The organism is Streptomyces sp. RG80 (genome assembly GCF_040446465.1).
GTDB lineage: Bacteria > Actinomycetota > Actinomycetes > Streptomycetales > Streptomycetaceae > Streptomyces.
In genome coordinates, this window is the sequence record NZ_JBEAAJ010000002.1 from 635,591 (window position 1) to 660,463 (window position 24,873).

Below are 24,873 nucleotides of genomic sequence, written 5' to 3' on the forward strand. Positions count from 1 at the left end.
CTCACGCCTCCCCCGCCTTGGCGAAGGGCTTGCCCGCCTCGGCGATCGGCCTGCTCGCCTCGGTGGTCGGCTTCGCCGCGTCGGCGAACGGCTCCCCGTACACGTACCGGCCGAGTGCCGTGAGCGGGAACACCTGCCGGTAGAGGTGGTAGTTGATGGAGAAGTCCCACGGGAAGCCGGTGCCGGTGAAGTAGGGCTCGTCCCAGGAGCCGTCCTCCCGCTGGGTGGCCGCGAGCCACTCGACGCCCCGCTCGACCGCCTTGGAGTCCTTCTCCCCGGCGGCCAGCAGCGCCATCAGCGCCCAGGCCGTCTGTGAGGCGGTGGAGGCCCCGCGGCCGCTCCACTTCTCGACGTCCTGGTAGGAGCGCAGATCCTCGCCCCAGCCGCCGTCGTCGTTCTGGACGGACTCCAGCCAGACCACCGCCCGCCGGATCGCCGGATGCGCGGCGGGAATGCCCGCGGCGACCAGGGCGGGGACCACGGACCCGGTCCCGTAGACGTAGTTGACGCCCCAGCGCCCGAACCACGAGCCGTCCGCCTCCTGTTCGGCGAGCAGCCACTCGATGCCGCGCCGGGTGCGCGGATCGTGGGCGAGGCCCTCGACCGCGAGCATCTCGACGACGTGCGCGGTGACATCGGCGGAGGGCGGGTCGATGACCTCCCCGAAGTCGCAGAACGGCAGCCGGTTGGGGAACGGGCTGGTGTTGTCGACGTCGAAGGCGGCCCACGCGCCGTTCTTCGACTGCATGCCGAGGTTCCAGCGCACCCCCCGCCCGATCGCGTTCTCCACCCGCTGCGGGTCGTGGTGCTTGACCCGGCGCAGCGCGAGAACCACTTCGGCGGTGTCGTCGATGTCGGGGTAGTTGTCGTTGTGGAACTCGAACGCCCAGCCGCCGGGCGGCAGTTGGGGACGCTTCACGGACCAGTCGCCGGGCCGGACGATCTCCTCGCCGAGCATCCAGTCCGCCGCCTTGACGAGCTGCGGGTGGTCGGCGGGCACCCCGGCGTCGGCGAGCGCGATGGTGGCGAGGCAGGTGTCCCACACCGGGGACTGACAGGCCTCGATCATCCGGGCGCCGTCCTCGCGCCAGATGGCGAAACGGTCCAGGGAGGCCAACCCCTCGCGCATCACGGGGTGTTCGAGGTCGTAGCCGAGCAGGTGCAGGGCGATGACCGAGTACACGGCCGGCGGCTGGATACCGCCCCAGCAGCCGTCGTTCTCCTGCCGCTCGATGATCCAGCGGGCGGCCGCGTTCATGGCCGCCTTGCGCAGCCGGCGCGGCACGACCTTGCGCACCTGGTGCAGCGCCTTGTCCAGGCGCTGGAAGGCGCCGTCCCAACTGGCGACCGCGGCAAGCGGCTTGGCGGGGTTGGGGTTCGCCGGGTCGGTGTGCAGCTCGTCGAGCGCGAAGGGCGCGGGGCGCACCGGCCGCTTGGCGGAGACGATCGTCAGCGGGACGATGGTCTGCCGGGCCCAGCAGCCGAAGTCGTAGATGTTGAGCGGCACCCACTTCGGGAAGTAGATGAGCTCGGGCGGCAGTTCGGGCAGGTCCTCCCACTTCCACCAGCCGAACAGGGCCAGCCAGATCCGGGTGAAGACCCGGGCCGCGGCGATACCGCCCCGGGCGCGGATCCACTCCGACGCCCTGGCCATGTGCGGCTCGTCGGGGGCGTCGCCGGCCAGCCGGAGGGCGACGTAGGCCTCGATGGTGGTGGAGAGTTCGCCGGGTCCGCCGTAGAAGGAGGCCCAGGTGCCGTCCTCGCGCTGTTCGCCGCGGATGAACCGGCCGGCCGCGCGGGTGGTCGACTCGTCGCGGATGCCCAGGAACTGACGGAGCAGCAGGTCCTCGGCGTCCATGGTGACGTTGGTCTCCAGGTCGCCCTTCCACCATCCCTGGTTGTCCTGCCGTGACAGCAGGTACTCCGTGGCGCGTTGCACGGCGCGTACGGCGGCTTCTTGTACCCCGGCCGCCGCGGGGGTCTCGATGTCGGTTTCGCTGGCCGCGGCAGCCCGGGGCGGCAGGGCCCCGGTGCTTCCGTCGGTCGTCGCTGTCATGGCTTCCCCTTCGTGCAGTGTGCAAATGGTGCTCTGCTGTGGGTCCGCCGTCGGCCGGTGCTCGGTTTCCCGCGACACCGGCCGGCGACTACGCGAGGGCTATTCGACCGATAGTGATCATCTCTTTCGTACGACGACGAAGTCGGCGAGTGCGGTGAACTGCGCCCGCACCCGGTCGGGCATGTCGACGGTGTCGAGCGCCTCGACGGCGATGGCGTGCTGACGGCGGGCCTCGCCGGCCGTCCAGTCCCGGCCGCCGGCCTCCTCGATGAGGGCGGCGCGGGCGGCGAACTCCTCCTCGGAGAAGTTCTCGAAGTCGCTGCTCTTGGCGTCCGCGGCGAGGATCTCGCCGAGCCGGTCGGAGGCGGCACCGCCCGCCGCGAGCGCGGCGACGACCGGCAGGGACTTCTTGCGCTGGCGCAGGTCGCTCCAGGTCTGCTTGCCGGTGGAGACCGGGTCGCCCCAGATGCCGAGCAGATCGTCGACGGCCTGGAAGGCGAGGCCGAGGTGGTAGCCGTACCTCTCCAGGGTGTCGGCGGTGCGGTCGTCGGCGCCGCCGAGCACGGCGCCGATGGAGCTGGCGCAGGCCAGCAGGGCGCCGGTCTTGTTGCCCTCCATCTCCAGGCACTCCTCGACGCTGACGCGGTCGCGGTGCTCGTAGGAGATGTCCTGGGCCTGTCCGTCGATCAGGGCGCGAGTCGCCGCGGTCAGCCGCCGGGTGGCGCGGCCGGCCTCGACGGTGCCGAGTTCCAGGAGCACTTCGTTGGCGAGCGCGAACAGGGCGTCGCCGACGAGGATGGCCTGGGCGGGGCCGTGCACCTTCCAGACGGTGTCGCGGTGGCGGCGCTGTTCGTCGCCGTCCATCAGGTCGTCGTGCAGCAGCGAGAAGTTGTGCACCAGTTCCACGGCGACCGCGCCGGGGATGCCGACCGCGGGCGCGGCACCGGTGACCTCGGCGGAGAGCACGGCGAGCGCGGGACGGACGGCCTTGCCGCCGTCGCCGGCCGTCGGGTTGCCCTCGGCGTCGATCCATCCGAAGTGGTAGGCGGAAACGGTGTCCATGGGAGGGGCGAGGCGGTCGATCGCCGCCCGCAGTACCGGAGTGGCCAGGGTTCGGCCACGCTCCAGCAGCGCGGTCACGTCCACCGCCTCGGCAGCCGTCGAGGCCGGGGGCACAGTGGGCACAGTCTCTCCTCTTGTTGCGGTGCCGGGGGTGCGGGGGCCTGCCGCGTGCTGATCGAGCATCACGCCGCCTCCTCGAAGTCGAAGAGGTGGCCGGGGCGGGGCCGGCCCAGGGCGCTCAGCGCGGCGTCCGCCGCACTCACACCACTGCGGACCGCACTCTCCATCGTCGCGGGCCACCCTGTGGCGGTCCACGATCCGGCCAGGTACAGGCCGGGGGCTTTGGTGCGGGCGCCGGGCCGCAGCCGTCCGACGCCGGGGGCGGGATCGAACGTCGCCGTCCGCTCCCTGGTCACGAAGAAATCCCTCACCTCGGCGCCACGCGCGCCGGGCAGCAGCCGCTCCAGCTCCGGGAGGTACTTCTCCCTGAGCGCGGCGACCGGCTCGTCGATCTCGTCCCGCGCGGCCGACTGGGACAGCGCCAGATACTGCCCCTGCGTGAGCCCGGAGGCGTCGGTGCGGTCGAACACCCACTGCACCGGGGTGCCGAGGGCGGCGAAGAAGGGACGGTTCAGCACCTTGCGGTCGTACACGACGTGCACGTTGAGGATCGGCGCGGTGCCGATGTCAAGCAGCTGTTCAGGGGCGTCGAGCGCGCCCTCGGGCAGCAGATCGTGCGCCTCGCGCTGGGGTACGGCGAGCACGACGGAGTCCGCGCGCAGCGTCTCGCCGGGAACCTGAACGCTCCAAGTCCCGTTCTCGTCAGTAGAGATGGAGGTGACGCGTGTACGGACCTCGGTACGCACGCCCGCGGAGTCGAGCGCCTTGCGGGCCAGCCGGTCATGCAGGTCGCCCAGCGGGACGCGCGCCCAGCCGATGTCGGCCGCGCCCGGGTCGGAGAGCAGACCGGTCTTGAACACCATCGCGGCGAGCCCCAGCGAGGCGTCGCCCGCGACCGCGTTGAGGGTGGCGACCCCGACCAGGTCCCACAGGGCCTCGACGGCGCGCGCCGACTGACCGTGCGCGGTCAGCCAGCTGCCGAAGTCGATGTCGTCCAGGCTCGGATCGGCGAGGTCGAGCCCCTTGAGCGCGAGCGCGGCCCGGCCCACCTTGGCCCGTTCGGCGAGCGAGAGATGCGGATACGTCGCCAGGCTGCGCCCCAGATGCAGGGGCACCGGCAGCGGGTCGCGCCGCAGCCTGCCGAGCCGCCGTCCCTCGGGCCTGTCGGCGTCGACCACGGGCACGTCGAGGCGATTCTGGAGCGGTGCCAGGGCGGTGCCCTCGATCCGGTCCAGGAACCAGCGGTAGGCGGTGCAGCAGCGCAGATAGACGTGCTGTCCGTTGTCGACGGTCAGCTCACCGCGCTGGAAGGAGAAGGCGAGCCCGCCCAGACGCGGCCGGCCTTCGAGCAGGGTGACCCGGACGCCCGCGTCGGCGAGGGCGAGGGCCGCGGTGATGCCGGCGAGCCCACCGCCGATCACGACGGCGTCCCGCCCCGGCTGCTTGCCGTCGGTCATCGTGCACCCTCCCCTGCGCGGTCACCGCGGTGTTTGAACGATGCACGGCCGACCGTTGCAGTCAGGGACGCGGTCCCTGAGCGGAGGGTTGCGTGCCACTTTTCCCCGGCGGCATCACCTTGGGCCGAATTGTCCATCAGGCGCGCCTCCTGACGGTCCGCCGCGTCACATGCCGGGCGTCGAGGCCGGACAGCCCCCGTACGGCGACGTAGGCCTTCTCGCGGCCGGGCAGCGAGACCCGGCCGCGCAGCACCGCCTGGGGGTCGCGCTCGATGCGGTCGAGCAGCCGTCGGTAGATGCCGGCCATGGCCGCCACACAGGCACCACTGCGCCGGTCGAGCATGGGGAGCAGTCGGTAGCCCTCGGCGAAAAGAGCGCGGGCCCGTCGCACTTCGAAGTGGACGAGGCCCGCGAAGTCGGAGCCCTCCGGTGGGGTCGGCCCGTTGAACCCGGCCGAGCAGCCGAACTTCGCGAGGTCGTCGGCGGGCAGATAGGTGCGTCCGCCCTCGGCGTCCTCGCGGACGTCCCGCAGGATGTTGGTGAGCTGGAGCGCCAGCCCGAGCGTGTCGGCATACTCCGGCGCGCGCTCGACACCGCGCGCCCCCGGTTCGGTACCGAACACCCCGAGCGAGAGCCGTCCGATGGCCCCGGCGACACAGCGGCAGTAGACCTTCAGGTCGTCCCAGGTCTCGTAGGTCTCGCCGCGGACGTCCATCAGGACGCCGTCGATCAGCTCGTCCAGACCGTCCAGCGGGATCGGGAAGGTCTCGGCGGCATGGGCGAGGGCGACCGCGACCGGGTCGGTGTCGTCCTCGTCCACCCCGCCGTCACGGACCCGGGCCAGCATCGCCCGGGTGTCCTCGAGTCTGGCCGCCTTGATGTCGTCGCCCAGCGCGCCGTCGCCGATGTCGTCGACCCGGCGCGAGAACGCGTAGAGCGCGGACATCGCGCGCCGCTTGGGCATCGGCAGCAGCCTGATGCCGTACGCGAAGTTACGTGCCTGCTGTCCGGTGACGGCCTCGCAGTAGCTGTAGGCGGCGAGTACCGGTGCGGACGCGTGTGGTTCGGCCTCCACGGTCCGGATCACCCCTCTCCTCGCAGAGTCACGCCCACCTCGCGCAGCAGCCGGAGCTTGCCGGGCTTGGGCGGGCCGGGAAGTACGTCGTATTCGGCGGCGGCGATCGCCTGGACGGCCGCCCTTCCCCCCGCCACGAACCCCGCGAGCAGCAGCTTCAGCCTGCCGTGGACGCTACCCACCAGGGGGGCGCCTTCATTCAGGAGGCCGCGGGCGCGTTGTGCTTCGTACGCGACCAGCGCGCGCACCGATGCGCCCGCGGTCTTCGTGGCGAGATCCGCCTCCTGGACATGGAATCGCTTCATGTCCTGGGCGGGCAGGTAGATGCGGTCGCGGCCGAGGTCCTCGGCCACGTCCTGGAGGTGCTCGACGATCTGGAGCGCCGTGCAGATCGCGTCCGACAGCCGGATCCGCTCGGGGGTCGAGGTGCCGGTGACGCCGAGCACCAGGCGGCCGACGGGGTTGGCCGACAGCTCGCAGTAGGCGAGCAGGTCGTCGTAGGTCTCGTACCGCGTGACCAGCTGGTCCTGACGGTTGGCGGCGATCAGGCCGAGGAAGGGCTCGGGGGTGAGCGAGCGGCGGCGGACCGTCGGCTGGAGGCGGCGCAGCAGGGGGTGGTGGGGTGTCCCGTCGAAGACCCGGTTCAGGTCGGCCTCGAAGGCGTCCAGCAGGAGCAACCGGTCCTCGGCGTCCTCGGGCGACACGCCGAGCAGGCGGGCGTCGGCGCCGCCGGGGGCCAGGTCGCCGTCGCCGATGTCGTCGACAAGGCGGGCGAAGCCGTACACCGCCATCAGGTCGGTGCGCCAGGCCCGGGGCAGGAAGAAGGGAGCCACGGGGAAGTTCTCGCCCGCGGCCTTGTCCAGCGTGCCGCGCTCCGGATCCGAGGCGCGCGCCGTGTCGGTTCCCGTCACCGGAGACCACCCGGGGCGGGGACGGCACCTGCGTTGAGCTGGGGAGTTTCCGTAGCCATAGCCGTCACATCTCCCGTTCTACACCGCAGACCCAATACAGACTATTTCGGACACGCCGCCCGGCCGTCCGCGCAGCTGCCCTGACTGAGGGTGTCGGGCATTATCGCCCCACTTGCCGCGATTCGGGACCGGTACAGCTTACGTTGTACAACTCGGTGTGGGCAGCCGGGGTGTCCTGGACATCACAACAACACACCGATTGACTTCAAGATTCCTACGCGGTACCGAAGTTGACGTTTCCTTTGCAGACGCGGGGCCCCGCCGGAGCAGTTCCGGCGGGGCCCCGCGAAGCGTCGTGGCCCGGTACGTCCAGGACCGGGTGGACTACTTGCCCGTGAACTTCTCGTACTCCTTGAGGACCTCTTCGGTCGGTCCGTCCATGCGCAGCTCGCCGCGCTCCAGCCACAGGACCCGGTCACAGGTGTCGCGGATCGACTTGTTGTTGTGGCTGACCAGGAACACCGTGCCGGCTTCCTTGCGCAGCTCGCGGATGCGAGCCTCGGAGCGCTTCTGGAACTTGCGGTCGCCGGTGGCCAGGGCCTCGTCGATCATCAGGACGTCGTGGTCCTTGGCGGCGGCGATGGAGAAGCGCAGGCGGGCCGCCATGCCGGAGGAGTAGGTGCGCATCGGGAGGGTGATGAAGTCGCCCTTCTCGTTGATGCCCGAGAAGTCGACGATCTCCTGGTAGCGCTCCTTGATCTGCTCGCGGGACATGCCCATGGCGAGCCCGCCCAATATGACGTTCCGCTCACCCGTGAGGTCGTTCATCAGCGCCGCGTTGACACCGAGCAGCGAGGGCTGGCCGTCGGTGTAGACCTTGCCGCTCTCGGCGGGCAGCAGGCCGGCGATGGCACGCAGCAGGGTCGACTTGCCGGAACCGTTGGAGCCGATCAGACCGATGGCCTCGCCGCGGTAGGCGACGAAGGAGACACCGCGCACGGCGTGCACCTTGCGCACGCCCCGCTCCTCGCCGCGCTTGACGATCCTGCTGAGCGCGGCGGTGGCGCTGCCCTTGCCGGACTTGGCGCCGTTGACGCGGTAGACGATGTGCAGATCGTCCGCGATGACGGTGGGGCGGGGGTCCCGCTGCTGCTCAGCCACGGCCGTACCTCTCTTCGGCCTTCCAGAAGTAGACGAAGCCGACCACGCCCGCCAGCACCGCCCAGCCCACGGCGAAGAGCCACACGTGCGGGGGCAGGTACTCGGAGCCGTAGCCGTCGATCATCGCGAAGCGGACCAGGTCCATGTAGATCGCGGCGGGGTTCCATTGCAGGACCTCGGTGACCCAGCCCGGCATGTTCTTGTCGGCGAGCATCGCCGGGATGCTGAACATGACGCCCGAGGCGTACATCCAGGTGCGCAGCACGAACGGCATCAGCTGGGCCAGGTCGGGGGTCTTGCTGCCCATGCGGGCGAAGATCAGGGCGAGGCCGGTGTTGAAGACGAAGTGCAGGACCAGCGCGGGCAGCACCAGCAGCCAGGACAGTCCGGGGTAGCTGCCGAACGCCACCATGACCACGACCAGCACGATCATCGAGTACAGCAGCTGCTGGAGCTGCTGGAGCGCGAAGGAGATCGGCAGCGAGGCGCGCGGGAAGTGCAGCGCTCGGACCAGGCCGAGGTTGCCGGAGATGGCGCGTACGCCCGCGAGGACCGAGCTCTGGGTGAAGGTGAAGACGAAGACACCCGTCACCAGGAACGGCACGTAGATGTCGTGCGGGATGCCCTTCCGGGCGCCCAGCAGCAGGCCGAAGATGAAGAAGTACACGAGTGCGTTCAGCAGCGGCGTGGCCACCTGCCACAGCTGGCCGAGCTTGGCCTGGCTGTACTGCGCGGTCAGCTTCGCCCGTGAGAACGCGAGGATGAAGTGGCGGCGGTCCCAGAGCTGGCGGACGTACTCGACGAGCGAGGGGCGGGCGCCGCTCACGGACAGGCCGTACTTGGCGGCGAGCTGTGCCGCCGTGAGGCCCTCGTCGGGCGACGGGGCCGCGGTCACCGCGACTCCGCCGTCGTGCGTTGTCTCACTCACTTGTGGAAACTTTCGTCTTCGAGATGCACAGCCTGTGCGGGCTTGGGCATGAGCCGGGGGCCGGGGTCGGGCCCGGTGGTGCTCTCAGTTTCGAGCTTGTCAGATGACCGGCGGCCGGCCCAGTCGGGTCAGCCGCCACACCGTACGCCACTTCATCGGGCGGCGTGGGCCGCACGCGGTGGTCCAGCCTTCCCGGAATCCGCCGAACCACGCCTTGAGCGCGGGCCTCGACGGGCGGCGCACCAGGGTGAGCAGCACCCAGGCCCCGAGGTAGACGGGTACCAGGAGCGCGGGGAGGTTGCGGCGGGCGAGCCAGACCCGGTTGCGGGCGACCATGCGGTGGTAGACCGCGTGCCGCGAGGGCGCGGTCGTGGGGTGGTACAGCACCATGTCGGACCGGTAGTCGATCATCCAGCCCGCGTCGAGGGCCCGCCATGCCAGGTCGGTTTCCTCGTGGGCGTAGAAGAATTCGTCCGGCAGGCCGCCGACTTCGGCGAAGACCTGCGTGCGGACGGCGTTGGCGCCGCCGAGGAAGGTGGTTACCCGGGAGGAGCGCATCGGGTCGGCGGCGCGCAGCCGGGGGACGTGGCGGCGCTGGGTGACGCCGGTGTCCGGGTCGGCGATGCGGAAGCTGACGATGCCGAGCTCGGGGTCCTCGGCGAACGCCTTGCGGCACAGCTCGGCGGTGTCGTGCTGGGCGAGGAGGCCGTCGTCGTCGAGGAAGAGCAGTATGTCGACGTCGCGGCCGCTGGGGCCGAAGGCTTCGATGCCGACGTTGCGGCCGCCGGGGATGCCGAGGTTCTCGGGCAGTTCGACGGTACGGACGCCCTCGGGGATCTCGGGGACGGGCGAGCCGTTGCCGACGACGACCACCTCGACCCGGTCGCCGTCCTGCTTGGCGACCGAGTCGAGCAGGGCGCGGAGCTCGTCGGGGCGGTTGCCCATGGTGATGACGACCGCGCCGACCTTCAGGCCGCTCACTTCAGCCTGCTGGAGGCAAGGATGGAGACCAGGTGCAGCAGGGTCTGGAGCAGCGCGATACCGGCCAGCACCGCGACGCCGAGGCGGGACCAGAACAGGTCGCCGCGCATGTTGTCCACGACCGCCAGGACAAGGATGAGCAGGGACGCCTCGATGCCGAGGATGAGGCGGTGGAACTTGAGCAGGGCGGCGGCCTTGCGGGCCAGCGCCATGCCGGAGGAGCGCATCTCGGACGCCGACTCCTGGACCGGCGGCTTCCCGGCCTGGTGCCGGGCGACACCGACGAGGTCGGTCTCGGCCTTGATCAGGATGGCGCCGAGCGCGGCGAGGGTGCCGAGGAAGGCCCACAGCCAGTCGATCCGGCCGGTGCCGAACACATCGGCGGCGCGCAGACCGAAGCCGACAAGGACGGCGGCGTCGGTGAGGTAGGCGCCGACCCGGTCCAGATAGACGCCGTTGAGCGAGTACTGCTTCTTCCAGCGGGCGATCTCGCCGTCGACGCAGTCCAGGAGCAGATACATCTGCACGCAGACCACACCGAGCACGGCCCCCGGGATCCCCGGCACCAGAAGTGCCGGGGCCGCGAGGACGCCGAAGACGGTCATCAGGTACGTGAGCTGGTTGGGCGTGACCCTGGTGTTGACCAGGTAGCGGTCGACCCGCAGGGACACCTCGCGCATGTAGAGGCGCCCCATCCAGTGCTCACCGCTGCGCCGGTCCTTGACCCCAGCGGGGTGGACGACCGGACGGAGTTCAGCTACCGATGGTCTTGACATAGTCGACGTAGAGATCCTTGATCTGGTCGGGCTTGAGGTCGAGGTGTTCGAGGATCGTGTACCGGCCGGGCCGGGTCTCCGGAGCGAACTCCACCGCGCGGACGAACTCGTCCACGCTGAAGCCGATCTCCTCCGGCAGTACCGGCAGACCGTGCCGGCGCAGCACCGAGGCCATGTACGCCGACTCCTCGTGCGCGCCTCGCAGGAACATCGCGAAGGTGGCGCCGAGGCCGCACTGCTCGCCGTGGGCGGCGGCCCGCTTGGGGAAGAGCAGGTCGAAGGCGTGGTTGATCTCGTGGCAGGCGCCGGAGGACGGGCGGGAGTCGCCCGAGACCGACATGGCGATGCCGCTGAGGACGAGCGCCTCGGCGAGCACCTGGAGGAAGTCGGTGTCCCCTATGCCGCCGGGGTGCCGAAGGACGGCTTCGCCGGCCTGGCGGGCGATCGCGGCGGCGAGGCCGTCGATCTTCTCGCCCTTGACCCGGTTGGCCAGTTCCCAGTCCGCGATCGCGGAGACGTTGGAGACGGCGTCGCCGATACCGGCCCGTACGAAGCGGGACGGGGCCTCGTGGATGACGTCGAGGTCGATGACGACCGCGATCGGGTTCGGTACGCCGTAGGAGCCGCGGCCCGCGTCGTTGTCGAGGGTCGCCACCGGCGAGCACAGGCCGTCGTGCGCGAGGTTGGTCGGTACGGCGACGAGCGGCAGGCCGACCCGCGCCGCGGCGAACTTGGCGCAGTCGATGATCTTGCCGCCGCCGAGGCCCACGACCGCGTCGTAGTGGCCCGCCCTTATGTCGCTCGCCAGCCGGACCGCGTCGTCGAGGGTGCCGCCGCCGACCTCGTACCAGGTGGCGCCGGGCAGGGTGGGCTCCAGCCGCTGCCGCAGCCGGGCGCCCGAGCCGCCGCTGACCGCTATGGCCAGCTTGCCGGAGTGGGAGACCCGCTCGTCGGCGAGTACGGCGGCCAGGTCGTCGAGGGCACCGGGGCGGATGTCGACGACGACCGGTGAGGGGATGAGCCTCGTCAGTACTGGCACGCGATCTCCCGTCCGCGGGCGAGATCGTCGTGATTGTCGATCTCCACCCACTTGACGTCGCCGATCGGCGCCACGTCGATCCGGAAGCCGCGGTTCACGAGCTCCTGGTAGCCGTGCTCGTAGAACTGCTGCGGGTCGGTCTCCCAGACCGTCTTCAGCGCGTCGGCCAGTTCGGGGGCGGCGTCGCCCTCGATGAGGGTGACGCCGATGTACTCGCCGGTGGCCTCGGCGGGGTCCATCAGCTTGGTGATCTTCGTCATGCCCTTGGCGGGGTCGACGACGACCTTCATCTCCTCGTCCGCCAGCGACTTCACGGTGTCGAGGGCGAGGATGATCCTCTTGCCCTCGCCGCGGGCGGCGAGCAGCGTCTTCTCGACGGAGACCGGGTGCACGGTGTCGCCGTTGGCGAGGATCACGCCGTCCTTGAGGGCGTCACGTCCGCACCACAGGGAGTAGGCGTTGTTCCACTCCTCGGCCTTGTCGTTGTCGATGAGGGTGAGCTTGAGGCCGTACTTGGCCTCCAGCGCCTCCTTGCGCGCGTACACGGCTTCCTTGCGGTAGCCGACGATGATCGCGACCTCGGTCAGCCCGATCTCCGCGAAGTTGCCGAGAGTGAGGTCGAGAACCGTTGGTTCGCCCTCTATGCCCGCGGGGCCCACCGGCACCAGAGCCTTGGGAAGGCTGTCGGTGTAGGGGCGCAGACGCCGTCCGGCGCCGGCCGCCAGCACGAGGCCGATCATGCGGGTTCTCCTTCATCGTGTACGGCGGGCGCCCCGGAGGACACCCAGAAGCGGATGCTCTCGACGAGCACCAGCAGGGCCACGGCCACGGCGAGGGCCGTGAGCGCGACCTTGAACTGCGAGGCGGTGAGCGCGGCGGCCAGGACGGTGACGAGCAGCGTCCGCCCTTCGTGCCCCCCGATGGCGCGCACCAGCCAGGCCGGGGACGCGCCGGCGTTGCCGCGGATGCGGTACACCGTGTCGTAGTGATGGTAGGCGACCGCGGCCACCAGCCCGAAAGCCGCAGGAAGGGCTCCGTTCACGTCCGACTTCGCCGCCAGCACCAGGACCGTGCAGTACTCGGCTGCCCGGAAGAACGGGGGGATCAACCAGTCGAGGGCGCCCTTGAGGGGGTGCGAGACGGCTTCGGCCGACAGCAGGACGTAGAGCCCTGCGACCAGCGCCACGTACCAGCCGGGGCCCCAGGCCCAGGCGGCCAGCAGCAGGGCGACCGCGCCGGCGGCGGCGCTGAGCGGCGCGGTCGGGCGGGCCGGGCCCGGCAGGATGCGCGCGATCGCCTCGGCCAGCGGCCCGCTGTCCGCGAGGTCCGCCAGGGCCTGTGCCGCCCGGTCCGTACGCCGCGCCTTGCGGGTCAGCGACCGCAGCACCCGGCCCGCGGTGGTGTACGTGGCCGCGAACGCGCACCCGATGAGCAGCGCGTAGAAGGTGATCCGCGGAGTCGTGGCCGCCGTCAGGATCGCGATCATCGCCCAGCGCTCGCCGATCGGCAGCACGATCATCCGGCGGATCCACACCGTCCAGCCGACACTGTCGAGCTTGTCGGAGAGCGCGGCCGTGGGGCTGGTGTTGGCGGTGGCGTCGTGGTTCGCCTCGTTGAAGGAGAAGTCGACGACGTGCCGGCAGGTCTGGAGGATCATCGCGCCGAGGGCGAGCGCCCAGACGTCGTCGCCGCCGCGGGCAGCGCCCAGCGCGAGTCCGGCGTAGTAGGCGTACTCCTTGGCCCGGTCGAAGGTGGCGTCGAGCCAGGCACCGAGCGTGGAGTACTGGAGGGCGTAGCGGGCGATCTGGCCGTCGACGCAGTCCAGGACGAAGGACGCGATCAGCAGGACGCCGGCGGCGATGAAGCCGACACGGGTGCCGGTGGCCGCGCAGCTCGCCGCGATGAGCGCGGTGAGCAGCGAGGCGGTGGTGACGTGGTTCGGGGTCAGGCCCCGGCGGGCGCACCAGCGGGCGATGTAGCGGGAGTACGGGCTGATGAAGTGGGTGGTGAAGAAGCCGTCGCGGGACTTCACGGCCGACTTCAGGCGTACGGCCTCGTCGTCGACGTCCGCGACGGCCTGCCGTGCCTCGTTGCGGGCCTGCGGGTCGGTGGGGACGACGGCGACCAGGCTGCCGAGCTCGGGGTGGTGGACTCCGGCGTCGTCGGCGTCCAGGGCTGCGACGACGCGGTCCGCGAGGCTGTCCACGGCCACCGCCGTACCGCCGCCTGCGCTGTTCTCCCGGGCCATCGCGCGGGTCAGTGCCTGGCGGCCGGCCGGCTGGGCCGTGACGGCGCCCGGGATCGCGGCGAGCGGGAAGCGGGGGTCGGTGAGGCCGAGGCGCAGGGCGTGCGGGTGGCCCACGAAGCGGGCGTCGACCACGGCGACCCGCTGGTCACCGGGGGCCTGGGCGAGGAGCGTCTCGGCGTCGGCGCTGTCCGAGGCGACCCGGACGTCGAAGCCGAGGGACCGCAGATCGCCCTCGATCGACGATCCGGGGACCGGCTGACCGGTGAGGATGGCGGTCGGCAACCGAACTCATCTCCCTGGGTGCCGGCGTCTGGACGCCGGTCGAGTACACGGTGGGGGCGCCCCTTACCGATGACGGTCGGGCGGCATGTCGGCAGAGGCTATCGGATGCCGGGAGGCCCACGTTCACCGCCCGTTCATGGGCCGATCAACGCTGTCTCCCTTGGCCTTTGCCGCGATCATCATGGGTGATCACGGGCCCCGCCCACAAACCGCGCCCCCACGGGCCGGGCATCTCGGACATTGCGGTTGCCCCGACGGCCTCGGCATAGGGTGGGCGACCATGACATGGCTGATCACAGGCGGAGCGGGATACATCGGGGCCCATGTGGCGCGGGCCATGACGGCGGCCGGGGAGCGCGTCCTCGCGCTGGACGACCTGTCGGCCGGGGTGCCGGCGCGACTGCCGGCGGACGTCCCGCTCGTACGGGGTTCGTCGCTGGACGCCGGTCTGCTGAAGCGGGTGCTCGCCGAGCACGAGGTGACCGGGGTGGTGCACCTGGCCGCGCGCAAGCAGGTCGCCGAGTCCGTGGCGCAGCCGACGCGCTACTACCAGGAGAACGTCGGCGGGCTGGCGACGCTCCTGGAGGCGGTCGCCGAGGCCGGGATCGAGCGCTTCGTGTTCTCCTCCTCGGCCGCCGTCTACGGCAACCCCGATGCGGAGCTGATCACCGAGGACACCCCGTGCGCCCCGGTGAACCCCTACGGCGAGACGAAGCTCACCGGGGAGTGGCTGGTGCGGGCGGCCGGACAGGCGCACGGCATCTCCACGGTGTGTCTGCGCTACTTCAACGTGGCGGGCGCGGCCGCGCCCGAGCTGGCGGACACCGGCGTCTTCAACATCGTGCCGATGGTCTTCGACCGGCTCACCCGCGACGAGGCCCCGCGGATCTTCGGCGACGACTATCCGACACCGGACGGCACCTGCATCCGGGACTACATCCATGTCGCCGACCTGGCCGAGGCACACCTCGCGGCGGCCCGGCGACTGGCCGAGGGTGGCCGCGCGGGCGACCTGACGGTCAACATCGGGCGCGGTGAGGGCGTCTCCGTGCGGGAGATGGTCACCGTCATCGGCGAGGTCACCGGCGACCGGCGCGCACCCGTCGTGGAGCCCCGGCGTCCCGGCGACGCGCCGGTCTCGGTCGCCTCCGCCGCCCGGGCCGCCGAGGAGCTGGGCTGGACCGCGCGGCGAGGGGTGCGCGAGATGGTCGAGTCGGCGTGGCAGGGCTGGCGGCTGCACCACGCCCGGTGAACTGAGGGCGCCCTGACCTGCGGATCGTTTGCCCAGGTCAGGGCACATGACAACGGTGTTCAGTGCCGCGTTGCCCGATACCCCCCACCCGTAGTTCACTGTGATCCCTACGGACGTTCCGGACGGACGACCGAGCGGACGATCCGAGCGGAACACAGGAGGCGGCTTCCATGGGGGCTGGGCACGATCACGGGCACGCGCACTCGCATGCGCCGGCCGGCGGTACCGCCACCGCGGCGTACCGCGGCAGGCTGCGGGTCGCGCTGTCGATCACGCTCACCGTCATGGTGGTCGAGATCGTCGGCGGCATCATGGCGGACTCCCTCGCCCTGGTCGCGGACGCGGCGCACATGGCGACGGACGCGCTGGGCCTCGGCATGGCGCTGATGGCGATCCACTTCGCGAGTCTCCCGCCGAGCGGGACACGCACCTTCGGCTACGCCCGCGCGGAGATCCTCGCCGCGCTCGCCAACTGTCTGCTGCTGCTCGGCGTCGGCGGCTATGTGCTGTACGAGGCGATCCAGCGGTTCATCACACCGGCGGGCACCGAGGGCGGGCTGACCATCGTGTTCGGTGCGATCGGTCTGGTCGCGAACATGATCTCGCTGTCGCTGCTGGTGCGCGGCCAGGCGGAGAGCCTGAACGTGCGCGGGGCGTTCCTGGAGGTGGCGGCGGACGCGCTGGGCTCGCTCGCGGTGATCATCTCCGCGGTGGTGATCCTGACGACCGGCTGGCAGGCCGCCGACCCGATCGCCTCCCTCGTCATCGGCCTGATGATCGTGCCCCGGACCTGGAAGCTGCTGCGCGAGACCCTCGACGTGCTGCTGGAGGCGGCTCCGAAGAACGTCGACATGGACGACGTACGGGCTCACATACTGGCCCTCGACGGCGTCGAGGACGTCCATGACCTGCATGCCTGGACGATCACCTCGGGGATGCCGGTGCTGTCCGCGCACGTGGTGGTGCGCGGGGACGTGCTGACCGCGATCGGTCACGAGAAGATGCTGCACGAGCTCCAGGGCTGCCTGGGCGACCACTTCGACGTGGAGCACTGCACCTTCCAGCTGGAGCCGGGCGGGCACGCGGAGCACGAGGCGAAGCTCTGTCACTGACGGTCCCGCACACGGGTCCGGGACCGTCCCGCACACGGGTCCGAAAGTCCCGTAAGAGTGTTTCAGGCGGAATGCAGCGATCCGGTGTGCGGCTGCGTCCTCAACCCCACAGCGCCGCCCCGGACGGTTCCGCGTCCGCCGCGCCGGGCACGATCAACTGCCGGTAGTGCCGTATTTGTGCGGCACACTTGGGGCGCGAAAAACCGATGCGAAGGATGCGTATGCCGATCACACCTGCCACCGCGACGCACAGTCCGTCGAACGGCACCGCCGAGGCGATTCTGCTGGAGCTGGTCGACGAGAACGGCGTCACGATCGGCACCGCGGAGAAGCTCGCCGCCCATCAACCGCCGGGGCAGCTGCACCGCGCCTTCTCCGTGTTCCTCTTCGACGAGCGGGGCCGGCTGCTCCTCCAGCAGCGCGCCCTGGGCAAGTACCACTCCCCCGGTGTGTGGTCCAACACCTGCTGCGGGCACCCCTACCCGGGCGAGGCCCCCTTCGCGGCGGCGGCCCGGCGCACGTACGAGGAGCTGGGTGCCTCGCCGTCGCTGCTCGGCGAGGCGGGCACGGTCCGCTACAACCACCCGGACCCGGACTCGGGCCTGGTGGAGCAGGAGTACAACCACCTCTTCGTGGGACTGGTGCAGTCGCCGCTGCGTCCGGATCCGGAGGAGGTCGGCGAGACGGTGTTCGTGACGCCCGCGGAGCTCGCGGAGCGGCATGCCAAGGACACCTTCTCGTCCTGGTTCATGACGGTGCTGGACGCGGCCCGTCCCGCGGTCAGGGAGCTGACGGGGCCGTCCGCCGGCTGGTGACGGCCCCCTACGGGCCATGACGGGTTTACGGCACCCGCACGGAAGCGAGCGGCAGGGCGGCCCAGATCACCTTCCCGCCGTTCGCGGTGTGCTCGACGTCGCAGACGCCGCCCGCCTCGCGGGCGACCTCGCGCACCAGCAGCAGTCCGCGGCCGCCGGTCTGGCCGTGGTCGGCCTCCAGGGCGGTCGGACGGTAGGGGTGGTCGTCCTCCACGGACACCCGCACCCACTCGGCACCGACGGCCACCTCCACGGCGAGTGTCGGCGACAGCAGGGCCGCGTGCCGCACCGCGTTGGTGACCAGTTCGGAGACGATCAGCAGGAGTCCCTGCACCAGGTCGTCCGTCACCGGTACGCCCTGGCGCAGCAGCAGGTCCCGCACGGCATGCCGCGCCTGCGGGACCGAGGCGTCGACGGCGGGGGCGGTGAACCGCCAGACGCCTTCGTACGGCAGTGGTCCGGGCGGGCCGGGAACCGGCTCCTCGACCTCGCCGGCCGTTGGGCGTGGGCCTGACCCGCGCCCGTGGTTCTCCATCGTCCGGTCGCCACCCTTGCGCTCGATTGTCACCACACGTCGAGTGTTGGTAACGAGTCGCTCCGCACCGGATGACTGAACAGAAGTCAGCAGATATCGAGCGTTTTGTGATCGCGTGCGTACGACACGGTCGACAACGGGACCGCTCGTGTCCCACTTGCACCCTGTTCGCGAACTATTCGGGTTGTACGGGTTTGGCTTCCGCCTCGTCCGTTTCGCTCCGTGCGCCGTCCTCGGCGGCGAGCCGTTCGGAGACCATGCCGACGATCCGCCGTCCGCCGTAGCCGGTGGCGATCAGACCGAGGCCGTCGAAGAGCAGCGCGAGGGAGAAGAAGCAGCCGATGACGTACTTGCTGCTGCTCGGCCAGGAGGCCAGGACGAGGATGCCGAGGAGCAGTCCGAAGGCGCCCTGCACCAGCGTCCAGCCGAACTGCGGTCCACGCACCACCAGGCTGCCGGCCAGCCGGAACACCCCGCCGGTCAGGAAGAGCAGCGCGGCGAACATCGTCAGCGCCTCGGCGGCCGCCTCCGGTCTGCGGATGACGACCACGCCGGCCGCGATGTTCAGGGCCGCGACCACGACGCCGAGCCAGAAGAAGTTGCTGTCGCGCGCCTGGATCGCGTGCAGCAGACCGACGACACCGCCGATCAGCAGCAGCCAGCCGAACAGGAGCATCGAGGTGAGCGTGGCCACCCCGGTGTAGATCAGCCCCACCAGTCCCGCGAGCACCAGGATCACGCCCAGCGCGGCCAGCCAGCCGAAGCCCCGGCTCAGTTTCGCTGTCTCGTCCTTGGCCATCGGCGCCTCCTCGCACGGGGCCCCTCCCCGATGGTACGGGCGGCGGGTGCCGTTAGCATCCGGCGCATGGAACAGCAGTTGCAGCACACCGTCACCGACTCGGTGGCCACCGTCGTCATCGCACATCCGGCCAAGCGCAACGCCATGACAGCCGCGATGTGGCGGGCGCTGCCGCCGCTGCTCGACGCCCTGGCCGCCGACCGGGGCGTACGGGCCCTGGTGCTGACCGGGCAGGGCGGGACGTTCTGCGCGGGCGCCGACATCTCCACGCTCCAGGGGTCTCCGGAGGAGGCGCAGGGGCTCGCGGTGGCGGCCGAGGAGGCCCTCGCGGCCTTTCCGAAGCCGACGCTGGCGGCCATCCGCGGGCACTGTGTGGGCGGCGGGTCGCAGTTGGCGGCGGCCTGCGATCTGCGGTTCGCGGAGGAGGGGGCGCTGTTCGGGGTGACCCCGGCCAAGCTGGGGATCGTGTATCCGGCTTCCTCCACGCGGCGGTTGGTGGCGCTGGTGGGTCCGGCGGCCGCCAAGTACCTGTTGTTCTCGGGCGAGTTGATCGACGCCGAGCGGGCGCTGCGCTCCGGGCTGGTCGACGAGGTGCTGCCGGCGGGCGAACTGGACAAGCGGGTCACGGAGTTCACCCGGATCCTGGTGTCCCGGTCGCAGCTGACCCAGGCCGCGGCGAAGGAGTTCGCGAACGGGCGCAGGGACCGGGACGGCCACTGGGCCGAGCAGGCGCGCGGCAACGGCGACACCGCGGAGGGCGTCGCCGCGTTCCTGGAGCGCAGGCAGCCGCGCTTCACCTGGACTACGTCAGGATGAACCGGCTCTTGCCGCGGAACTCCTCGACGAGGTGCGCGGGAGCCTTCTCCGGCGAGCCCGCGTCGTAGGGCGGCTGCGGGTCGTACTCGGTCAACAGCTGTACGGCTTGGGCGTGTTCGTCGCCCGCGATCCGGCCGACGAGGGTGAGGCCCATGTCGATGCCGGAGGAGACGCCGGCCGCGGTGACGTACTTGCCGTCGAGGACGACCCGCTCCCCCGTGGGCTCGGCGCCGAACCGCCGCAGGAAGTCCAGGGCCAGCCAGTGGGAGGTCGCGCGGCGGCCCTCGAGGAGCCCGGCGGCGGCCAGCAGCAGGGAGCCGGTGCACACGGACGTCGTCCAGGTGCTGGTGGCGTCGGCGGCGCGCAGCCAGGCCAGCAGGTTCTCGTTCCCCATCTGCGGGGTCTGCCCGGGACCGCCCGGCACGACGACGATGTCCGGACTCGGCACCTCCGCGAGGGTGCGGTCCGCGGTGATGGCGAGCGTCCCGGTGTCGGTCCGCACCGGCCCCGCCTCCTCCGCAACGAAGACCAGCTCCGCGTCCGGGAGCCGCCCGAGCGTCTCGTACGGCCCCACGGCGTCGAGGGCGGTGAACCGGTCGAACAGGACGATGGCGATCTGCATCGGGTTCCTTTCGGTGGGTGGGTGGGGGGGGCGTCAGTGGGCGCGCACAGGCAGACCTCGGTGACTGGTGCGGGTCCGAGGTCGGTGAGCCGGGGCGGGCCGAGTTCGGTGGGTCCGGGCAGGGGCGGTCTCGGTGCTTGCCCGGGGGTGTTCCGTCAGGGGGCCGGTAGGGGGTGGAATCTGCGGCGGTACTCGGCCGGGGGTGTGCCCAGGGCTTTGACGAAGGCGCGGCGCATCGCCTCCGCGGTGCCGTAGCCGCTGGCGCGGGAGATCTCGCCGACGCCGTCGGGGGTGTCCTCCAGGAGGCGGCGGGCGTGTTCCAGGCGGACCTGGTCGACGTAGCGGCCGGGGGTCGTGCCGGTCTCGGCCTGGAAGGCGCGGGCGAAGTGGCGTGGGGAGAGGCGGGCGCGGGCGGCGAGGGACTCGACGGCCAGATCGCCGTCCGGGTGCTCGGTGATCCACTGCTGCACCTCCCGCAGGGGCTCCCGCCGGGCGGTCTGGGAGGCCAGCTGGGCGCTGAACTGGGCCTGGTTGCCCGGTCTGCGCAGGAAGACCACCAGGTGGCGGGCGATGGCCAGGGCGACCTCCCGGTCCAGGTCCTCCTCGACCAGGGCGAGGGCGAGGTCGATGCCGGACGTGACGCCCGCGGAGGTGGCGACGCGGCCGTCCCGGATGTAGATCGGGTCGGGTTCGACGTCGACCTCCGGGTGGTCCCGGGCGAGCTTGTCGGCGTAGGCCCAGTGGGTCGTGACGCGGTGGCCGTCCAGGAGTCCCGCTTCCGCGAGCAGGATCGCGCCGGTGCAGACGGAGACCAGGCGCTCGGCGCGCGGCCCGTGCACGCGCAACCATTCGGTCAGGTCCGGTTCGGGGGCACGGGTGCCCTGGCCGCCCGGGACCAGGAGGATGTGCGGATCCGGCGCGTCCGCAAGGGCCAGATCCGGTACGAGGGTCAGGCCGCTGGAGGTGCGGACGGGGGCGCCGTCCGGGGAGGCGGTACGGATGCGGTAGGTGCCCGGGGTGTGCTGCTCGGCCCCGGCGAACACCTCCAGAGGGCCGGTGACGTCGAGGCTCTGCACACCGTCGAAGAGGACGACAAGGACGGTTCGCTGCGTCATGCACTCGATTCTGGGCGGCCGTCCGGATGGCCGCAATGACGAGTACCCCACCTTTCCTGCCACTGTCTCCCACGCCCTAGGGGACATACCAAGCGGTTGGTAACCTGCCGGGCATGACGACGACCCTCATCGAGCCCCTGGCCGCCCGCCGCTGCGCGAACGTGCTCAACTCCCTGCACGCCACCTCCTACTTCGCGCCCGAGCTGGGCGAACAGCTGGCCGGAATCGGGATCACGCACCCTCGGGCCGCCAACTTCGCGGTGCGGGCCGCGGCCATGGGGGCGGTGGGGGCCGGGACCGTGACGGCGGCGTTCTACAACTACAAGCACGCCCTCGTGGCCCGGTTCGTCCCCGCCGTCTGGGAAACGGCCTCCCCCGAGGCCGTGCTCGCGGCACGCGTGCGTGGCGTGGACGCGGCGCTGCGACGGCTGCTCGGCGCCCCGACGCTGACCTCGCCGGAGATGGCGGAGGCCGCGGAGCTGGCGCTGCGCGCCGCCGAGGCCTGTTCGCGCGGCGCCCGTCCGCTGTACGCGGCGCACGCGGACCTGCCGGTGCCCGAAAAGCCGCACCTGGCGTACTTCCACGCCGCGACGCTGCTGCGCGAGCACCGGGGCGACGGTCATCTCGCCGCGCTGACGGCCGCGGAACTGGACGGTCTGGAGGCCATGGTGACCCACACCGCGACCGGCCGGGGCATGACCCCGAAGTGGGTGCTCGCCACGCGCGGCTGGAGCCAGGAGGAGTGGGACTCGGCGGCCGGGCGGCTCCGGGACCGCGGGCTGCTGGACGCGTCCGGTGAACTGACCGAGCGGGGCGTGGCGCTGCGCGCGGAGATCGAGGACATGACGGACCGGTTGGACCGGGCACCGTACGAGCACCTCGGCGCCGAGGGCGTGGCGCGGCTGACGGAGCTCGGGGCGGGCTTCGCACGGACGGCGCTGGCGGCGGGGGCGTATCCGGCGGATCTGATCGGCAAGCGGTGAGTGCTGAGCGGTGTCTGTGCGCCGTAGACGCATGGCGGAGCGACCCTGAGGTACTCGGACTCCCCGGTCGCCGTGGCCGGGTGAGGAAAGGGGAAGTTCGTGTTCCGAGCGATCGCAGACGTACTCCGGCAGATCGGCGGGGCCATCGGCACCGTCGTGACACTGCCCTTCCGGGCGCTGGCCCGGCTCTTCGGCGGTGCCTCCGGCTCCGCGCGCGGCCGCCGCGCCTGATGTCCGCGCCCTGATCCCCGACTGTCGGTGCCACCTGCCACAATTGCCGCGCAACCTCAGTGAGAAGGCGGTACGGCATCGTGACGACACGCGAGCCCATCGACATCGGATCCATCGAAGGAAGGATCGCCGAGGAGCTCGGCGTTCGGGAGCGGCAGGTCAAGTCCGCCGTGGAGCTGCTCGACGGTGGTTCCACGGTTCCCTTCATCGCCCGCTACCGCAAGGAAGCGACCGAGATGCTCGACGACGCGCAGCTGCGCACGATCGAGGAGCGGCTTCGCTATCTGCGGGAGCTGGAGGAGCGGCGGACGGCGATCCTGGAGTCGGTGCGCGAGCAGGGCAAGCTCACCGAGGAGCTCGAGGCGCAGATCCGCGGGGCCGAGACCAAGGCCCGGCTCGAGGACATCTACCTGCCGTACAAGCCCAAGCGGCGGACGAAGGCGCAGATCGCCCGGGAGGCGGGGCTCGAGCCGCTCGCCGAGGGGCTGCTCGGTGACCCGACCGTCGAACCGCTCGCCGCGGCCGCCGCGTTCGTCGACGCCGACAAGGGCGTGGCCGATCCGCAGGCCGCCCTCGACGGCGCCCGGGCGATCCTCACCGAGCGATTCTCCGAGGACGCCGACCTGATCGGTGAGCTGCGCGAGCGGATGTGGGTGCGCGGGCGGCTGGCCGCCAAGGTGCGGGACGGCAAGGAGGAGGCCGGCGCCAAGTTCGCCGACTACTTCGACTTCGCCGAGCCGTTCACCGCGCTGCCCTCGCACCGCGTCCTGGCGATGCTGCGCGGCGAGAAGGAGGAGGTCCTCGACCTCGTCCTGGAGCCGGAGGAGGCGACCGAGGGTCCTTCCTCGTACGAGGGGATCGTCGCCCACCGGTTCCAGATCGCCGACCGCGGGCGCCCCGGCGACAAGTGGCTGAAGGACACGGTCCGTTGGGCCTGGCGCACCCGCATCCTGGTGCATCTCGGCATCGACCTGCGGCTGCGGCTGCGGACGGCCGCCGAGGACGAGGCGGTGAACGTCTTCGCGGCGAACCTCCGCGACCTGCTGCTCGCCGCCCCGGCCGGCACGCGCGCGACGCTGGGCCTCGACCCGGGCTTCCGAACGGGCGTGAAGGTCGCCGTGGTCGACGCCACCGGCAAGGTCGTCGCAACGGACGTCATCTATCCGCACGTCCCGGCCAACAAGTGGGACGAGGCCATCGCCAAGCTGTCCCGGCTCGCCAAGGAGCACGCGGTCGACCTGATCGCGATCGGCAACGGCACGGCGTCCCGCGAGACCGACAAGCTCGCCGGTGAACTCATCACCAGGCACCCCGAGTTGAACCTCACCAAGGTGATGGTGTCCGAGGCGGGCGCGTCCGTGTACTCGGCCTCCGCCTTCGCCTCGCAGGAGCTGCCGGACATGGACGTGTCGCTGCGCGGCGCGGTCTCCATCGCCCGCCGGCTCCAGGACCCGCTCGCCGAGCTGGTGAAGATCGACCCGAAGTCCATCGGCGTCGGCCAGTACCAGCACGACCTGTCCGAGGTGAAGCTGTCGCGCTCGCTGGACGCGGTGGTGGAGGACTGTGTGAACGGCGTGGGGGTGGACGTCAACACGGCGTCGGCCCCGCTGCTCGCCCGGGTCTCCGGCATCACCTCCGGCCTCGCCGAGAACATCGTGGCGCACCGCGACGCCAACGGTCCGTTCACCTCGCGCACCGCGCTGAAGAAGGTCGCCCGACTCGGCCCGAAGGCCTACGAGCAGTGCGCGGGCTTCCTGCGGATCCGCGGCGGCGACGATCCGCTCGACGCGTCCAGCGTGCACCCCGAGGCGTACCCGGTGGTCCGGCGCATGGTGAAGACGTCCGGCCAGGAGGTGGCGTCCCTCATCGGCAACACGGGCGTGCTGCGCTCGCTCAGGGCGAGCGACTTCGTGGACGAGACCTTCGGTCTGCCCACGGTCTCCGACATCCTGAAGGAGCTGGAGAAGCCGGGGCGCGACCCGCGGCCCGCCTTCAAAACGGCCACCTTCAAGGAGGGCGTCGAGAAGATCTCCGACCTGACGTCCGGGATGGTCCTGGAGGGTGTCGTCACGAACGTGGCGGCGTTCGGGGCGTTCATCGACATCGGCGTCCACCAGGACGGGCTCGCGCATGTGTCCGCGCTGTCGAAGACGTTCGTGAAGGACCCGCGGGACGTGGTGAAGCCGGGTGACATCGTCAAGGTGAAGGTCCTCGACGTCGACATCCCGCGCAAGCGGATCTCGCTGACGCTGCGGCTGGACGACGAAGCGGCTCCGCAGGGTGAGCAGGGCGGCGGGGGCGAGCGCCGGCAGCGGGGCGGACGTCCGCCCCAGCAGCGGCAGCAGGGCCAGCAGCGGCAGGGCGGTGGCCGTGGTGGTCAAGGGGGCGGTTCGCGTCAGGCGGCGCCGCCGGCCAACAGTGCGATGGCGGATGCGTTGCGCAAGGCGGGGCTGCTCGATCCGAAGAAGGGCAAGCGCTGACGGCTTCGCCGATCGGG

At 71.3% G+C, this 24,873-nt stretch carries 24 protein-coding genes; 7 read left to right on the plus strand and 17 right to left on the minus strand.

The window, feature by feature from the left end; genetic code table 11:
- Position 1: 1 nt before the first annotated feature.
- The 13 genes from shc to ABKA17_RS09045 form a co-directional block, all read right to left on the minus strand.
- Positions 2-2,056: a squalene--hopene cyclase gene (shc, locus tag ABKA17_RS08985; RefSeq protein WP_353691361.1), complete on the minus strand. Its 2,055-nt coding sequence runs from the start codon at positions 2,054-2,056 to the stop codon at positions 2-4.
- 117 nt (positions 2,057-2,173) lie between these two features.
- Positions 2,174-3,301, minus strand: a complete 1,128-nt coding sequence (locus tag ABKA17_RS08990) for a polyprenyl synthetase family protein (protein ID WP_353691362.1) — start codon at positions 3,299-3,301, stop codon at positions 2,174-2,176.
- Entirely contained in the window at positions 3,301-4,695 is a 1,395-nt protein-coding gene (hpnE, locus tag ABKA17_RS08995) for a hydroxysqualene dehydroxylase HpnE (protein WP_353691363.1), read from the minus strand. The genes ABKA17_RS08990 and hpnE overlap by 1 nt, the downstream gene beginning before the upstream one ends.
- Entirely contained in the window at positions 4,692-4,832 is a 141-nt protein-coding gene (locus ABKA17_RS09000; RefSeq protein WP_353691364.1) for a DUF6380 family protein, read from the minus strand. Before ABKA17_RS09000 ends, hpnE begins: the two co-directional genes overlap by 4 nt.
- Positions 4,832-5,782 (minus strand): presqualene diphosphate synthase HpnD, encoded by a 951-nt coding sequence (hpnD, locus tag ABKA17_RS09005; RefSeq protein WP_353691365.1) that lies wholly within the window; start codon positions 5,780-5,782, stop codon positions 4,832-4,834. The genes ABKA17_RS09000 and hpnD overlap by 1 nt, the downstream gene beginning before the upstream one ends.
- A complete protein-coding gene (gene hpnC / locus ABKA17_RS09010) occupies positions 5,779-6,681 on the minus strand; it encodes a squalene synthase HpnC (protein ID WP_353691366.1) in 903 nt (300 codons plus the stop codon). The genes hpnD and hpnC overlap by 4 nt, the downstream gene beginning before the upstream one ends.
- A gap of 384 nt (positions 6,682-7,065) precedes the next feature.
- Positions 7,066-7,842, minus strand: a complete 777-nt coding sequence (locus ABKA17_RS09015; protein ID WP_353691367.1) for an ABC transporter ATP-binding protein — start codon at positions 7,840-7,842, stop codon at positions 7,066-7,068.
- Positions 7,835-8,770 (minus strand): ABC transporter permease, encoded by a 936-nt coding sequence (locus ABKA17_RS09020; RefSeq protein WP_353691368.1) that lies wholly within the window; start codon positions 8,768-8,770, stop codon positions 7,835-7,837. The genes ABKA17_RS09015 and ABKA17_RS09020 overlap by 8 nt, the downstream gene beginning before the upstream one ends.
- 99 nt (positions 8,771-8,869) lie before the next feature.
- On the minus strand, positions 8,870-9,715 hold the full coding sequence (locus ABKA17_RS09025; protein ID WP_502994188.1) for a glycosyltransferase family 2 protein: 846 nt from the start codon (positions 9,713-9,715) through the stop codon (positions 8,870-8,872).
- Between the two features lie 32 nt (positions 9,716-9,747).
- Complete coding sequence (locus ABKA17_RS09030) at positions 9,748-10,527, minus strand: CDP-alcohol phosphatidyltransferase family protein (RefSeq protein ID WP_353691370.1); 780 nt, start codon at positions 10,525-10,527, stop codon at positions 9,748-9,750.
- A complete protein-coding gene (locus ABKA17_RS09035) occupies positions 10,505-11,566 on the minus strand; it encodes an iron-containing alcohol dehydrogenase family protein (RefSeq protein WP_353691371.1) in 1,062 nt (353 codons plus the stop codon). The genes ABKA17_RS09030 and ABKA17_RS09035 overlap by 23 nt, the downstream gene beginning before the upstream one ends.
- Positions 11,554-12,306, minus strand: coding sequence for a phosphocholine cytidylyltransferase family protein (locus ABKA17_RS09040; RefSeq protein WP_353691372.1), 753 nt, complete (start codon positions 12,304-12,306; stop codon positions 11,554-11,556). The genes ABKA17_RS09035 and ABKA17_RS09040 overlap by 13 nt, the downstream gene beginning before the upstream one ends.
- The gene (locus ABKA17_RS09045) at positions 12,303-14,096 is read right to left on the minus strand and encodes a DUF5941 domain-containing protein (RefSeq protein ID WP_353691373.1); all 1,794 of its coding nucleotides are present in this window, start codon (positions 14,094-14,096) and stop codon (positions 12,303-12,305) included. Before ABKA17_RS09045 ends, ABKA17_RS09040 begins: the two co-directional genes overlap by 4 nt.
- Positions 14,097-14,376: 280 nt before the next feature.
- Here ABKA17_RS09045 and galE point away from each other — a divergent pair, with 280 nt between their 5' ends.
- From galE to idi, 3 genes are all read left to right on the plus strand, one after another.
- The gene (gene galE, locus ABKA17_RS09050; RefSeq protein WP_353691374.1) at positions 14,377-15,348 is read left to right on the plus strand and encodes a UDP-glucose 4-epimerase GalE; all 972 of its coding nucleotides are present in this window, start codon (positions 14,377-14,379) and stop codon (positions 15,346-15,348) included.
- A gap of 170 nt (positions 15,349-15,518) precedes the next feature.
- A complete protein-coding gene (locus tag ABKA17_RS09055) occupies positions 15,519-16,460 on the plus strand; it encodes a cation diffusion facilitator family transporter (RefSeq protein ID WP_353691375.1) in 942 nt (313 codons plus the stop codon).
- A gap of 221 nt (positions 16,461-16,681) precedes the next feature.
- The gene (gene idi, locus ABKA17_RS09060) at positions 16,682-17,275 is read left to right on the plus strand and encodes an isopentenyl-diphosphate Delta-isomerase (protein ID WP_353691376.1); all 594 of its coding nucleotides are present in this window, start codon (positions 16,682-16,684) and stop codon (positions 17,273-17,275) included.
- Between the two features lie 25 nt (positions 17,276-17,300).
- Here the strand turns inward: idi and ABKA17_RS09065 are convergent, their stop codons facing one another.
- Together ABKA17_RS09065 and ABKA17_RS09070 are read right to left on the minus strand one after the other, a co-directional pair.
- Positions 17,301-17,810, minus strand: a complete 510-nt coding sequence (locus ABKA17_RS09065) for an ATP-binding protein (protein ID WP_353691622.1) — start codon at positions 17,808-17,810, stop codon at positions 17,301-17,303.
- Positions 17,811-17,985: 175 nt separating this feature from the next.
- A complete protein-coding gene (locus tag ABKA17_RS09070) occupies positions 17,986-18,609 on the minus strand; it encodes an HdeD family acid-resistance protein (RefSeq protein ID WP_353691377.1) in 624 nt (207 codons plus the stop codon).
- 66 nt (positions 18,610-18,675) lie between these two features.
- Between ABKA17_RS09070 and ABKA17_RS09075 the strand changes: the two genes are divergently transcribed.
- A complete protein-coding gene (locus ABKA17_RS09075) occupies positions 18,676-19,425 on the plus strand; it encodes an enoyl-CoA hydratase/isomerase family protein (protein ID WP_353691378.1) in 750 nt (249 codons plus the stop codon).
- Here ABKA17_RS09075 and ABKA17_RS09080 read toward each other — a convergent pair.
- Both ABKA17_RS09080 and ABKA17_RS09085 read right to left on the minus strand, forming a co-directional pair.
- Positions 19,412-20,047: a DJ-1/PfpI family protein gene (locus tag ABKA17_RS09080; protein WP_353691379.1), complete on the minus strand. Its 636-nt coding sequence runs from the start codon at positions 20,045-20,047 to the stop codon at positions 19,412-19,414. The genes ABKA17_RS09075 and ABKA17_RS09080 overlap by 14 nt on opposite strands.
- A gap of 155 nt (positions 20,048-20,202) precedes the next feature.
- Positions 20,203-21,162, minus strand: a complete 960-nt coding sequence (locus ABKA17_RS09085) for a GlxA family transcriptional regulator (RefSeq protein WP_353691380.1) — start codon at positions 21,160-21,162, stop codon at positions 20,203-20,205.
- Between the two features lie 113 nt (positions 21,163-21,275).
- On the opposite strand from ABKA17_RS09085, the gene ABKA17_RS09090 reads away from it, so the two are divergent.
- From ABKA17_RS09090 to ABKA17_RS09100, 3 genes are all read left to right on the plus strand, one after another.
- A complete protein-coding gene (locus ABKA17_RS09090; protein ID WP_353691381.1) occupies positions 21,276-22,145 on the plus strand; it encodes an SCO6745 family protein in 870 nt (289 codons plus the stop codon).
- Positions 22,146-22,244: 99 nt separating this feature from the next.
- The gene (locus ABKA17_RS09095; RefSeq protein WP_353691382.1) at positions 22,245-22,376 is read left to right on the plus strand and encodes an LPFR motif small protein; all 132 of its coding nucleotides are present in this window, start codon (positions 22,245-22,247) and stop codon (positions 22,374-22,376) included.
- An 80-nt stretch (positions 22,377-22,456) separates the two neighbouring features.
- Positions 22,457-24,856: a Tex family protein gene (locus ABKA17_RS09100; protein ID WP_353691383.1), complete on the plus strand. Its 2,400-nt coding sequence runs from the start codon at positions 22,457-22,459 to the stop codon at positions 24,854-24,856.
- Positions 24,857-24,873: the final 17 nt, after the last annotated feature.